The 12,859-nt window shown below is 73.7% G+C and carries 13 protein-coding genes; all 13 read right to left on the bottom strand.

Going from position 1 to position 12,859, the window contains the following annotated elements; translation table 11 throughout:
• Positions 1 to 10: 10 nt before the first annotated feature.
• The gene (locus SMD20_RS17170; RefSeq protein ID WP_329581850.1) at positions 11 to 763 is read right to left on the bottom strand and encodes a hypothetical protein; all 753 of its coding nucleotides are present in this window, start codon (positions 761 to 763) and stop codon (positions 11 to 13) included.
• Positions 756 to 1,577, bottom strand: coding sequence for a CoA transferase (locus SMD20_RS17165; RefSeq protein ID WP_329581847.1), 822 nt, complete (start codon positions 1,575 to 1,577; stop codon positions 756 to 758). The genes SMD20_RS17170 and SMD20_RS17165 overlap by 8 nt, the downstream gene beginning before the upstream one ends.
• Positions 1,574 to 2,455 carry an SDR family oxidoreductase gene (locus SMD20_RS17160; RefSeq protein ID WP_329581844.1) on the bottom strand — a complete coding sequence of 294 codons (882 nt, stop codon included), beginning with the start codon at positions 2,453 to 2,455 and terminating at the stop codon, positions 1,574 to 1,576. Before SMD20_RS17160 ends, SMD20_RS17165 begins: the two co-directional genes overlap by 4 nt.
• The gene (locus SMD20_RS17155; protein ID WP_329581841.1) at positions 2,452 to 3,969 is read right to left on the bottom strand and encodes a 3-hydroxyacyl-CoA dehydrogenase NAD-binding domain-containing protein; all 1,518 of its coding nucleotides are present in this window, start codon (positions 3,967 to 3,969) and stop codon (positions 2,452 to 2,454) included. Before SMD20_RS17155 ends, SMD20_RS17160 begins: the two co-directional genes overlap by 4 nt.
• Complete coding sequence (locus tag SMD20_RS17150) at positions 3,966 to 5,144, bottom strand: thiolase family protein (protein WP_329581840.1); 1,179 nt, start codon at positions 5,142 to 5,144, stop codon at positions 3,966 to 3,968. The genes SMD20_RS17155 and SMD20_RS17150 overlap by 4 nt, the downstream gene beginning before the upstream one ends.
• A 2-nt stretch (positions 5,145 to 5,146) precedes the next feature.
• On the bottom strand, positions 5,147 to 6,484 hold the full coding sequence (locus SMD20_RS17145; protein ID WP_329581838.1) for a phenylacetate--CoA ligase family protein: 1,338 nt from the start codon (positions 6,482 to 6,484) through the stop codon (positions 5,147 to 5,149).
• A gap of 2 nt (positions 6,485 to 6,486) precedes the next feature.
• A complete protein-coding gene (locus SMD20_RS17140) occupies positions 6,487 to 7,131 on the bottom strand; it encodes a TetR/AcrR family transcriptional regulator (RefSeq protein ID WP_329581835.1) in 645 nt (214 codons plus the stop codon).
• 13 nt (positions 7,132 to 7,144) lie between these two features.
• Positions 7,145 to 7,963 (bottom strand): cyclase family protein, encoded by an 819-nt coding sequence (locus tag SMD20_RS17135; RefSeq protein WP_329581831.1) that lies wholly within the window; start codon positions 7,961 to 7,963, stop codon positions 7,145 to 7,147.
• Positions 7,960 to 9,123: an acyl-CoA dehydrogenase family protein gene (locus tag SMD20_RS17130; protein WP_329581828.1), complete on the bottom strand. Its 1,164-nt coding sequence runs from the start codon at positions 9,121 to 9,123 to the stop codon at positions 7,960 to 7,962. The genes SMD20_RS17135 and SMD20_RS17130 overlap by 4 nt, the downstream gene beginning before the upstream one ends.
• Before the next feature lie 88 nt (positions 9,124 to 9,211).
• Entirely contained in the window at positions 9,212 to 9,631 is a 420-nt protein-coding gene (locus tag SMD20_RS17125) for a GlcG/HbpS family heme-binding protein (RefSeq protein ID WP_329581825.1), read from the bottom strand.
• Between the two features lie 27 nt (positions 9,632 to 9,658).
• A complete protein-coding gene (locus SMD20_RS17120; RefSeq protein WP_329581822.1) occupies positions 9,659 to 10,864 on the bottom strand; it encodes a CaiB/BaiF CoA transferase family protein in 1,206 nt (401 codons plus the stop codon).
• A gap of 26 nt (positions 10,865 to 10,890) precedes the next feature.
• Complete coding sequence (locus SMD20_RS17115; RefSeq protein ID WP_329581819.1) at positions 10,891 to 11,868, bottom strand: ABC transporter permease; 978 nt, start codon at positions 11,866 to 11,868, stop codon at positions 10,891 to 10,893.
• Between the two features lie 2 nt (positions 11,869 to 11,870).
• Positions 11,871 to 12,857: an ABC transporter permease gene (locus SMD20_RS17110; protein ID WP_329581816.1), complete on the bottom strand. Its 987-nt coding sequence runs from the start codon at positions 12,855 to 12,857 to the stop codon at positions 11,871 to 11,873.
• Positions 12,858 to 12,859 lie beyond the last annotated feature (2 nt).

Genomic DNA, 12,859 nt, shown 5'->3' with positions numbered 1-12,859 from the left:
CCTGGTCCCTCTATTCGTCGGCGAGTGCTCGTCGGGCCACCTGGTAGCCGCGTTCGGCCGCGGCGCGCAGCACGCGGCGCGCGGCGGCGAGCTCGGCCGGCGACGCGGGCGTCCGCCGGCGGACGGCTCCGTCCGTGCGCACCCCCAAAGACTCCAGGTGGCGCAGGTAGGTGTCGGTTCCCGGCAGGTCGGCGAGCTCTTCCAGTACGGGCGCGTCACCGAGCCTGGCGATGCCCCACCGGGTGTGCAGGCGGACGAGCGCGCCGGGCCGCGGCGCGGCGGTCACGTGCTCCACCTGCCGCTGGAGGCGCCGCAGGTCGTCCCCTCCGGACAGCCAGACGAGCTCGCGGGCCCGCGCCGCGATGTCGGGCGCTCCGCCGCCGCCCGGCAGCCGGACCCGGGGCGCGTCCGCCGGCCCGATCATGGAGGAGTTGACCCGGCCGCGTACGTCGACGTTCCCGGCGTCGAGGACGACCCGGTCGAAGCGCCGGCCCATCGCCAGCAGGACGTCCGCCGTGCTGCCGGCGAAGCCGAGCACGTCCGCGTACGCGGGATAGTCGGTAGTGCTCGTCGGCACCGCGGCGGCGGGCCCGTGGACGCTGCCGCCCGCCTCGAAGACCTGGGTGAACGGCTCGCCCGCCAGCTCGTACGCGAGCTGCCCGGCGAGCACCGGCCAGTGGAAGCCGGTGAACACCCATCCGCCGCGCCGGAACTCGCGGGCGGCGCGGACCAGGAAGGCCGCCACCTCGTGACCGTCACGCATCGCGGCCTCCGGTCACGTGCCCGGCCAGCCAGTCGGCGAACCCGTCGGGTGTCGCCGCGCGGGCGACGTACCGCTCGTAGGCGGCGACGTCCCGCTCGTAGCGGCCGATCGCGCCGTCGGGGGCGACCGCGCCGGGACGGTGGACGACGGCGCTGGTCAGCAGCCCCGGTACGGCGATGCCCGCCCGGCGGGCCGTCCCGGTGTCGACGACCTCCTCGGCGACCAGGACGACGGCGCGGGCCGCCTGCGCGGCGACCAGCGTCTCGCCCAGCGGGCCGGGGATGACGCCGTTGCCGTCGGCGTCGGCCTGGTCCACGTGGACGAAGGCGACGTCGGGAACGATCGCCGCCACGACGTCGGCGGCGCCGAAGACGCTGTCCACCCGGGACGTCCGGCCGTTGGGCCAGTTCTCGTCGGTGTAACCGGTGCCGGGCAGGCCGGGTACCGGCATGAAGGGCACGTCCCAGGCGCCCGCCGTCAGCGCGGCGGTCAGCAGGCCGAGGCTCAGCTCGTACAGCGTCACCGGCCGCTCGCCGCTCTCGGCGGCCCGCCGGAAGTTCCAGGTGGGACCGGGGCCGACCGGGCTCCAGCAGTGGCCGAACGTGGCCGAGGCCAGGACGCCCGCGCCCAGCAGCTGGTCCAGCAGGATGCCGCCGGACCCGATGACCAGGTGCAGGCCGGTACGGCGCTGCCGGATGATCTCGTGTCCGACGGCGAAGAGCTGGGCGCCGAAGTTGCCCAGGTAGACGGTGGCACCCGGCCGGACGTGCGCGGCGACGGCCTCCCGCAGGCCGATCACCTTGCGGCCGGTCATGCGTACGCCTCCGCGAGCATGTGCAGGCCCGCGCCGAGATGGGCGCCGCCGTCGATCTGGATCAGTTGCCCGGTCATCATCGCGCCCGCCGGCCCGGCCAGGAACGCGACGAGCTCCGCCACCTCCTCGGGCGCGGTGGGCCGCCGCATCGGGGTGCCCCTGGCGACCAGGTTGTCGAGCACGTGGCGGCCCGCCTCGCCGTTCAGCGCGCCGGTCAGCACCGTGCCGGGGCCGACGCAGTTGAGCCGGACGCCGTCCTCCGCCCACTCCAGCGCGAGTGTCCTGGTCAGGCCGAGGACGCCGGCGCGCGCGGCGATCGAATGGGCCATGCCCATGCCGCCGCGCTCCACGCCGGACAGGGAGATGGTGACCACGCTGCCCCCCGCCCTGGCCAGGAAGGGGTACGCGGCCATCGTCACGGTGAAGACCGCCGTGAGGTTGAGGTCGACCACCGCGCGCCAGCCGTTCGCGGAGATCCCGGTGGCCGGAGCGAAGAACTGGCCGCCGGCGTTGTTCACCAGCAGGCCGAGGCCGTGGCGGGCGCCGGTCCGCGCGACGGCGGCGGTCACGGCGTCCGGCTCGCGGACGTCGCACACCTCGTAGTCGTAGCGGCCGGGGGCGGCGGCGAGCGAGCCGGTCTCGGCCAGCGTCTCCGCGCGCCGCCCGAGACCGGTGACCCGGGCGCCCAGCTCGACCAGGCGCAGCGTGATCGCCCGCCCGATCCCGCTGCCCGCCCCGGTGACCAGCGCGGAAAGCCCCGCACACGCGCCCGCGCCGAGCACGGCGGCCCGCACCACGCCCGCAGCGCCCACCGCGCCCGCCGCGCCCGCCGCACCCACCCCGCCCGCCGCGCTCGCGGCGTCCGGCCTCTGGCTCATGGTCGCCTCGACAGGGCGCTGACCTGGCGGGACATGAGCTGGGTCGGCCGGTAGCGGGGGTCGCCGGTCTCGGCGAGCAGCGAGCGCAGCCCGGCCGCCACGCCGGCCACCCCGGCTCGGCGCACGTAAGCGAACGGCCCCACCGGATGGTTCATCGCCAGGCGCAGCGCCACGTCCACGTCGTCGGCCCGCGCGGTGCCCTCCTCCACCACGGCGTACGCCTCGTTCGCCAGGCAGTCGGCGAGCCGGTCGGCGACCAGGCCGGGCAGCGCGAGCACCCGGACGGAGGCGGCTCCCAGCAGGTCCAGCAGCGTCTCCACGCTGTCCGGGACCGCGACATCCGCCTCGGGGTCATCCACCACCTCGGCGAAGACCTCCTCGCGCCAGGCGTGCAGCCGTACCCAGCCGGCGTCCGCGGGCAGCAGGTCACGCCAGGCGGCGTCGGAGCCGTCCACGATCACCCGCGCCCGCGCGGACAGCTCGCGGACCCGCGTCACGTCCTCCGTGGCGGGCCGCCGGTGGCAGCTGTAGACGACGAGCGGGGCGTCCTCGGCCAGGTGCGGGGCGACGGCGGGATGCTCGCGCAGGACGGCGGCGTCGGGGCCGGTCACGTGGACGCGCACGCCTTCCCGCGCGGCCCCGGCGGGCCGGGTGACGCGGGCGCGCCCGTCGCGTGGCGGCTCGGTCCCGTAGTCGTAGAAGCCCCGCCCGGCGGCCCGCCCGGTCATGCCGTTGCGTACCAGCCGCCGGACCAGCGGGATCGGGCGGTAGCGCGGGTCGCCGAACTCGCGCAGCGCCGTCTCCGACGAGGCCAGGTGCGTGTGCAGCCCGGTGAAGTCGAGCAGTTCGAGCGGACCCATGCGGTGGCCGAGCGCGCCGCGCGCCACGGCGTCCACCGCGGCTGCTTCCATCCCCTGCGTGACCAGGAGCTGGGCCTCGTAGTAGAGCGGCCGGCAGATCCGGTTGACCACGAAGTTGGGGGAGTCGGCGCAGGTCACGGGCGTCTTACCGAGCTCGCGGACGATCGCGAGCGCCTGCTCGTGCACCTCGTCCGAGGTGCCCGCCGCCTTGATCACCTCGACCAGCCGCATCTTCGCCGGCGGGTTGAAGAAGTGCAGCCCGACGACCCTCGACGGGTCGCCGAACGCCTTGCCCATCTCGCCGACGCTCAGCGAGGAGGTGTTGGAGGCGACGACCAGGTCGTCCCGCGCGTGTGCGCGCACCTCGGCCAGCAGGGCGTTCTTGACGTCCATGTTCTCGACGACGGCCTCCAGGAACAGGTCCGCCCCGGCCACGGCGGACGCGAGTTCGCCCGCCTCGACGCCGCTCCGCTCGCCGTCGGCCTCGGCCTCCTGCCGGATCCGGGCCAGCCCCGCCTCCGTCGCCTCCGGGGACACGTCGCAGACGACGACCCGCGCGCCCGCCCGGTCGAACACCCGGGCGATGCCCCGGCCCATCGGCCCGAGCCCCGCGACGACCACCGTCATCTCCGCGACCGTCGTGCCCGCGCTCATGCGGCCACCCGCTCGATGACCGCGGCGATGCCCTGCCCGCCGCCGACGCACAGGCTCGCCACCCCGAACCGGAGGTCACGCCGTTCGAGCTCGTGCAGGAGGCTGACGACGACGCGCAGGCCGCTCTGACCGGTCGGATGGCCGAGGGCGATGCCGCCGCCGTTCACGTTGACCCGGTCCTCGTCGAGGTCCAGGGCGCGGACGTTCTGCACGATCTGCGCGGCGAACGCCTCGTTGATCTCGAACAGGTCGACGTCGGCCACGCCGAGCCCCGCCTTCGCGAGCGCCAGGGGGATCGCGGCGACGGGGCCGACGCCCATCATGGTCGGATCGACGCCGACGGCCGCCACGGACACCAGCCGGGCCCGCCGGACGAGCCCGCGTTCGGCGGCGGCCCGGCCGCCGGCCAGCACGACGGCGGCCGCGCCGTCGGCCATCTGGCTGGAGTTGCCCGCCGTGACCGTGCCGCCGTCCTCGAACGCGGGCCGCAGCGTCGCGAGCTTGTCCGCGGTCGATCCCGACCGGAACGTCTCGTCCCTGGCCAGCGCGCCGGCCTCGTGCGCCACCTCGACGACCTGGCCGTCCATGCGCCCCTCGTCCCACGCGGCGGCCAGGCGCCGGTGGCTGCGCGCCGACCAGGCGTCCTGGTCGGCCCGGCTGACGCCGTGCACGCGGGCGACCTTCTCGGCCGTCTGCCCCATGGTCATGCCGCAGATCGGGTCGGTGCCGCCGTCCGTCCAGCCGTCCGCCAGCGTGACGTCCCCGCGCCGCACCCCGCCCCAGCGCAGGGTGTACGGGGCCAGGTACGGCATGGTCGACATGCTCTCGGCCGCCACGGCCAGGGCCAGGCCGCCGTCACCGAGGACGATGGACTGCGCGGCCAGCTGGAGCGCCTTGAGCCCGGAGGCGCAGGCCATGTTGACGGTCTGCGCGGGAACGGGCTCGGGCAGGCCCGCCTTGAGCGCGACCTGGCGGCCCGGGTTGGGGCCGTTGCCCGCCTGCCGGCAGTTGGACAGCACCAGCTCGCCGATGTCGGCGGGCGAGACGCCGGCGCGGTCGAGCGCCGCCCGCCCGGCCAGCCCGCCGAGGTCGACGAGCCGCACGTCCTTGAGGGATCCGCCGTACTTGCCGTGCGGTGTGCGTACCGCGCTCACGATGTAGACGTCGTCGGCCACGTTCACTCCTTGGGTCGGATCTCGCGCACCAGGCGCTTGGCCTTGTGCGTGCTGCGGGCGAGCGAGCCGGACGGCACCGGCTCGATCACCGCTCGGACGGTGAGCTCGGCGCGGATGGCGTGGGCGAGCCGCTCGACCGCGGCCTCGGCGGCGCCGTCCTCCGTCTCGAGGCGCACCTTGACGCCGGTCAGGTAGCCGGTGGCCCGGTCGACGACGTCCTCGTCGATGACGATCACGTACTCGCCGCTGGCGCCCGGCGTGCCGCGCACCAGGCTCTCCACGGAGCTGGGGAAGAAGTTGACGCCGCGTACGACGAGCATGTCGTCGGCCCGGCCGAGCACGCCGCCGCGCAGCCGGCCGTGGGTGCGGCCGCACGCGCACGGCGAGGAGTCCCGCACCACGACGTCGCCCGTCCACCAGCGCACGAACGGCGTCGCCCGCTTGTCGAGATGGGTGAGGACGAGCACGCCCGGCTCGCCGTCCGGGACCGGGACGCCGCTCTCGACGTCCACGACCTCGGCGTGGACGAAGTCCTCGGCGACGTGGCCGCCCGCCTGCTCCTCGCACTCCCAGGCGATCGGCTGGAACTCCAGCGAGCCGTACCCGTCGAAGACCTTCGCCCCCCAGCGCTCCTCGATGAGGGCGCGCGTCTCGGGGATGCACCCGCCGGGCTCGCCGCCGACCTGGACGCGCCGCACCCGGTTGTCGCGCAGGGGGCGGCCGAGGCGTTCGGCGGTCTCGGCGAGATGCAGCATGAACGACGGGGTGCCGCTGACGGCGGTGGCGCCGTACCTGGCCATGACGTCGATCTGCCGCTCGGTGTCGGCCGAGCCGCCGGGGATCACCGTGCAGCCGATCCTGCCGTAGGCGGCGGTGACGCCGAGGCCGCCGACGAACCAGGCGAACCCGAACAGCGCCTGGTACACGTCCGTCCGGCGCACCCCCTGGCTGTAGGCGAAGCGCGCGTACAGGTCGGCCCAGCGGTCGAGGTCCGCCTGCGTCCAGCAGACCGGCGCGGGCGAGGAGGTGGTGCCCGAGGAGAAGTGCACCCGTACGACGTCGTCCAGGGGCACGGCCAGCATCGAGCCCCACGGCCCCCGCTCGGCCAGATCCGCCACGTAGTCCGTCTTGCGTACGAAGGGCAGGGCGCGCAGGTCGTCGAGCGAGCGCAGGTCGCCCGGCTCGAAGCCGAGCCCGGCCCAGGCCGCCTTGTAGTATGCGCTGTTCGTCCCGACGTGGGCGAGCTGCCGCCGCAGTGCGGCGAGCTGGAACTCCGCGATGCGGTCCCTGGGCCAGGTCTCCACCTCGCTCCAGTATCCGGCCGAGCTGGGGCTGTGCATCTTCAGCTTCCTTTCAAACCGTTCACGATGAACCGGGCGAAGGTGTCCGCGACCTTCTCCACGTCGAGCGAGCCGCGGTCGGGGGCGTACCAGATGGGGATCCAGTTCAGGGCGCCGAGCGCCGACTTGACGACCAGGCCGCTGTCGGTGGCGGCGAAGTCGCCGAGCCGTACGCCCTCCTCGACCACGTCGATGAAGATCTGCTCGTACCGGCGGCGCAGCGCGAGCACGTCGGCGAGCACGTCGGCGTGGATCGCGATCTCGGCGACTGACCGCATCTCGATCGCCTGCACGGAGACGCGCTGCGCGTGGTTGCGCAGCATCATCATGGACGCGTGCAGGTGCGCCATCTCGTACATGCGCTCGGCCGGCCCGGCGCCGGTCCGGGCGCTGATGGGCTCCACGGCGGCGATGAGATCGCGGATCCCCGTCACGACCACGTCGAGGAAGATCTCCGCCTTGCCCCGGTAGTAGTGGTAGACGCGCCCCTTGGTGGCGCCGAGCTCGTCGGCGATGGCGTCGATGCTGGTCGCGAAGTAGCCCTTGCGGGCGAAGGCCCGCGCCGCCGCGTCCAGGATCGCCTTGCGGCCGTCCTCACCGGGACCCGGCCGGCCCAGGGCGGGCCGGCCGATCTCACTGCTGCTCAACGGGTGTACCGCCTTACGTCCGTGGTACCAGGGCCAGTGGACGTATCGGGGAGCCGGTGCCGCCGAGGATGGGAAGCGGCGCGGCGACGAAGAAGAACTCCCAGATCCCGCGCTCGCTGAGCGGCGCGAGATGCATCGCCTCCATGATCGGCACACCGTGGTCCACCAGCAGATGACAGTGGACCGGCAACGTCGCCGCCGGCAGCTGCTCGTAGGCGACGGTGTCGGCTCCGGTGGCGATGATCTCATGGCGGGTCAGCCACTCCGCGCCGGACGGCGTGACCCCCGGAGCGCCGGTCGAGGTGCCGAGGAAGGTCGCGTTGTCCGTCCAGTGCCGGTCCCAGCCGGTCCTGATCAGCACGACCGAGCCGGGCGCAGGGCGCGGACGCGTACGGAACCACTCCTCGAACAGGTCCGCGCCGATCCCGTCGGCCGGGGTGAGGTCGCGCCCCAGCGCCACCGTGGCGTCCACGAGATGGCCCGGCGCGAGGACCGGCGGCATCTCGTGGACGGAGTGCACGGCGACGCCCTCGGCGTACGACTGGTTCTCCGTCACGTCGAGGCCGCCGTAGATCCGGCCGAACCTGGAGACGTGCGCGAAGCCGTCCATGTGCGTGCCCACGTGCCCGCCCGTGGTGATCATCTCGGCGGCGGCGGAGACGCCGTCGGGGTACATCACCTCGCCGTGCCGCTTGGTGAGGGTGAAGGAGTAGGGCGGATGGTTGGGGTGGTGCGGGATCCCGGTGTGGAGCCGGTGCGCCAGGTCGTACACGGTCGAAGGCCCTGGCTCCGGCCACCGGATGTCGAGCGTCCAGTGGTCGGTGAAGCTCACCGGATCGCCTCCTCGGCCTCGGCCTTGACGAAGCGCCCGAGCACGAGCCGCTGGATCTCCGAGGTGCCCTCGTAGATCTCCAGGATGCGCTGGTCCCGGTACAGCCGCTCGGCCGGGCACGGCTTGCAGTAGCCCTCGCCGCCGTGGATCTGCACCGCCAGGTCGACGCTGTCGTGCGCCGCCTCGCTCGCGTAGAGCTTGGCCATCGCGCCGAGCACGCTGACGTTCTCGCCCCGGTCGTAGGCGCGGGCCGCCTCGACGGTGAGCATGCGCGCCGCGCTGAGCCTGGTCGCGACGTCGGCGAGCGGGAAGGAGATCCCCTGGTTGTCGATGATCGGCCGGCCGAACGTGCGCCTGCGGGCAGCCTCCCTGCTGCCGGCGTCGTACCCGGCCAGGCCGACGCCGACGGACTGGGCGGCCACGGAGATCCGGCCCGCGTCAAGGGTCCGCATCGCCAGCCGCATCCCGCGGTTGAGCTCGCCGAGGACGTCGTCGTCGCCGACCAGCGTGTCCAGCTTGAGGTTGCTGGTCAGGGTGCCGCGGATGCCCATCTTGTCCTCGTAGTGGTCGATGACCACGCCGTCGGCGTCCTTGTCGACCAGGAAGGCGGTGATGCCGCGGGTGCCGGCGTCCGGGTCCGTCAGGGCGAACACGACGTAGCACTGGGACGCGCCGCCGTTGCCGATGAAGATCTTCTCGCCGCGCAGCCGCCAGCGGTCGCCCTCACGGACCGCCGTGGTCCTGATGCCGGCGGCGTCGCTCCCCGCCCCCTCCTCGGTGAGCGCGAAGCTGACCGCCTTGCCCGCGGCCAGGCCGCCCAGGTGCTCGGCCTTCTGCCGGTCGGTGCCGGCCAGCAGCAGCGGCGTGCCTCCCAGCGCGTACGCCGCCAGAATCGACCCGGTGGAGGCGCAGCCGCGCGAGACGGTCTCGATGACCGCGCACGTCGTCTCCAGGTCGGCGCCCTGCCCGCCGTGTTCCTTGGGCACGAACAGCCCGGCCAGGCCGGACTCGACCAGCCGCTCCACGCTTTCCCAGGGATAGCGCTGGTCGCGGTCGAGCTCTTCGGCGAGCGGGGCGAAGTGGTCCGCCGTGAGCCGGGCCGCGACGCTGACCCATCTCTCCCGTTCGGCGTCGAGTCTCGGTTGCCAGATGACCGCCACGGGCCCTCCTTTGCATACTACTGAGTAGGTTGACAGCTGGGATGCGGATGCCCGCCGGGCGGGCGGGGCCGCCGGCGGGCCGGAGGGCTCAGCTCAGCGCGTCGGCCCCGGCCTGGGCGACGGTCATGTCCTGGCTGTAGTGGCCGCCGCTGACGCCGATCGCGCCCACGGTCACGCCGTCCGCCGTGATGGGGAAGCCGCCGCCGAAGACCACGAGCCGGTCGATGCCGGTGGGGGCGCCGAGGGCCAGCGGGCCGTCGTCCTTGATGAAGTCGTACCAGCCGTCGGTGGGCATCCCGAAGCCGGCGGCGGTGTACGCCTTGTCCTTCGCCACCTGCACCGACAGCAGGGGAGCGCCGTCCATCCTGGCGAACGCCTTGAGCACGCCGCTCTCGTCCACCACCGCGACGACCATGGCGAGGCCCTGCTCGCGGGCCTTGTCGACGGCGGCGGCGACCGCTCGCTGCGCGTCCTGGTAGCTGATCGACGGCTTGTTGACAGGGTTCATGGTCCGATCTCGCTTTCTCGCTCGTGGTCAGATGACGCCGTCCGCGCGCAGGCCGGCCAGTTCTCCGGGGTCCAGTCCCGCGTGGCGGGACAGCACCTCCTCGTTGTGCTCGCCCATCTCGGGGCCGAGCGACCGGATGCCGCCGGGGGTGGCGGACAGCCGGGGGAAGACGTTCTGCATGGGGAACTCGCCGAACTCGGCGTGCGGAAGCCGGACGATCGCCTCGCGCGCGGCGAAGTGCTCGTCCGTGAACATCTCCCGCGCCGTGTAGATCCGGCCGGCGGGCACGCCGTGCTCGTGCAGGTGGTCGAGCAGCGCGCCGGCCGGCATGGTCGCGCACCAGCCCGCGATCAGCTCGTCGAGCCGCCGCTGGTTCAGGCCACGGGCGCCGTGCGTGGCGAAGTCCGGGTGCTCGGCGAGCTCCGGACGGCCCATGGCCCCCGCCAGCCGGCCGAAGACGGTGTCCTGGTTGGCGGCGATCAGCACCATGTCCTCGTCCTCGGTGCGGTAGGCGTTGCTCGGCGCGACGTTCGGCAGGATCGAGCCCGTCCGCTCGCGGATGTGGCCGCCGATCGCGTACTCGGGGACCGTCGACTCCATCAGCGCCAGCACCGCCTCGTAGATGGCGCTGTCCACGATCTGGCCCCGGCCGGTGGTCTCGGCCACGCGCAGCGCGCCGAGGCAGCCGAGCGCCGCGAAGGTGCCGGCGAGCGCGTCGCCGAGGCTGATCCCGACCCGGCTCGGCAGGGTCTCGGGGTCGCCCGTCACGTAGCGGATGCCGCCCATGGCCTCGCCGATGGAGCCGTAGCCGGCGCGGCCCGCGTACGGGCCGTCCTGGCCGTACGCCGACACCCGGACGATCACCAGGCGGGGGTTGAGCTCCCAGAGCGTCTCGGGGGAGAGCCCCCACTTCTCCAGGGTGCCCGGCCGGAAGTTCTCGATCAGGACGTCCGCCTCGGCGACCAGCCTGCGGAAGACCTCCTGTCCGCGTTCCACCCGCAGGTTGCAGGTCACGGACCGCTTGTTCCTGCCCAGGATGGGGAACCAGAGCGACTTCCCGTGGGGACGCTCGCGCCCCCACTGCCGCATCGGATCGCCCTTGGCGGGGTCCTCCACCTTGATGACGTCCGCCCCGAGGTCGCCCAGGAGCTGGCCGCAGAACGGGCCGGCGACCAGCACCCCGGTCTCGATGACTCGCACCCCGGTCAACGGGCCCTGCGAGAACGCTTCCATCGTGAAGTCACCTTTCTGTATGCGGGTCATCCGGTCGCGGGCTGTGCGGTCAGCGGACGTCGTACGCGCCCGCGGACCAGGTCCAGGCCGACCGCGCCGATGAGGGTGAGGCCGAGCAGCACGTCGGTCAGCGGCAGGGGCAGCCCGCGCAGCCGGAAGATGTTCCTGATCAGCTCCAGCGCGAACAGGCACACCAGTCCGGACAGGGCGCTGCCCCGCCCGCCGCCGGCGAGCCGGTAGCCCGAGATCAGCAGCGCGCCGTACACGAGCAGCTCCGTGCCCTCGCCGAGGTTCACCGCCGCCGCGCCCGTCCGCATGACCTGGAGGGTGCCGGCGAGCGCGGCGACCAGGGAGACGACCACGAACAGCAGCAGCCGCACGCGGTCGGCCGGGATGCCCGCGCGCCGGGCCGCGACGTCGTCGCCGCCGACAGCGCGCAGGTGGTTGCCCCAGCGGGTGCGCTTGATGACCCAGCCGACGAGCAGGGCCAGGACGACGACGCCGACGAGGGCGATCGGGATCGGGCCGACGGCGGTCTTCAACGCCGCGCTCAGCTGCGGGGTGTAGGCGGACACCGAGCCGCCGCCGCTGATCACGCTGACCAGGCCGCGGGCGGCCACCAGCATGCCGAGCGTGGCGATCAGCGGCCAGACGCGGAAACGTACCGAGAGCACGCCGTTGAACAGGCCGGCCGCGACCCCCGCCGCCGCGGCGGCGCCCACCCCGGCCGTGGGGGACTCGGAGAGCTGGTACACGGTCGCGTAGACGACGCCGCCCAGCCCGAGCACGGAGCCGAGGCTCAGGTCCGTGACCCCGCCCGTCATCGCCAGGCAGGCCGCGAGCAGGATGACGGCGGGCGCCACGAGCCCGCTCGACACGCCGGCCAGGTTGGCCGCGGTCAGGAACCGGGGAGCCAGCGCGATCCCGCACCCGATCACGATCGCGAGGAAGGCGAGGCTCGTGGCCATGGGGCTCAGCAACGCCCCAGTACGGCTGGTGGACATCCTCACCTCTTCTTCTCCCGCAGCGCGTTGACGGCCAGGGCGACGGCCAGGACGAGACCTTCGACGACGGGCTGCCAGCTCGACGACACGCCCCAGGTGACGATCGCCGTCGGCAGCGTGCTCAGCAGGAGCAGCGAGGCGAACGCCCCGCTGAAGCGCCCGCGCCCGCCGGTCAGGGCCATGCCGCCGAGCAGCAGGATCGAGATGACCCTGAACTCGGTGCCGGCCGTGAGGCTGGACTGCACGATGTCGCCCTGGGAGGCGAGCACCATGCCCGCGACGCCCGCGCCGAGCCCGCACAGGACGAACGCGCCGCCCCGCACGCGCCGCGGGCTGATGCCCCGGGCGCTCGCCGCCTGGGCGTTGCCGCCCACCGCGACGAGGTGCCGCCCGGGCCGCGTGTACGTGGTCACCAGCCCGGCGATCACGAAGATCACCAGCATCAGCCAGAAGACCTTGGGAGCCCCGAGGAACGCCCCGGCCGCCTGCTGGCGCAGGAAGGAGTCCCGCGGGATGGCGACGAAGTCCACGAAGATCCGCGTGACCCCGCTGACCAGGAACATCATGCCGAGGGTGGCCACGATGGGATGGATGCCGAGCCCGAGCACGAGCGCGGCGTTGACGACGCCGACCAGCACGCCGAACAGCACCGCGACCAGCATCGCGGGCGGGAAGGCCCAGCCCTCGACGAGGAGCTGCGCCACGATCAGCGCGGAGGTGACGGCGGTGACCCCGACGGAGAGGTCGAACTCGGCACCGGACAGCATGACGATGCCGACCCCGGTCACCATGATCCCGACGAAGGCCATGTTGAACGCCACGGCCACGACCGTCTGGCCGGATATGAAGCCGGGGGCCCGCAGCCCGGTCGCCACGACGAGCGCCAGCCAGGTGAGCAGCAGCACCAGCGTGGTGGCGCCGTGCCCCCGGGGGGCGAGGGAGGAGACCCGCGCCCACCGGTTCGTCAGTGTGATGCCTGAAGAGGACACGA

Origin of the sequence: Nonomuraea sp. LP-02, from assembly GCF_036289125.1 — a bacterium.
Classification (GTDB): domain Bacteria; phylum Actinomycetota; class Actinomycetes; order Streptosporangiales; family Streptosporangiaceae; genus Nonomuraea; species Nonomuraea bangladeshensis.
Note: the sequence above shows the minus strand (reverse complement) of the source record. Positions and strands in the feature narration are given on the sequence as shown.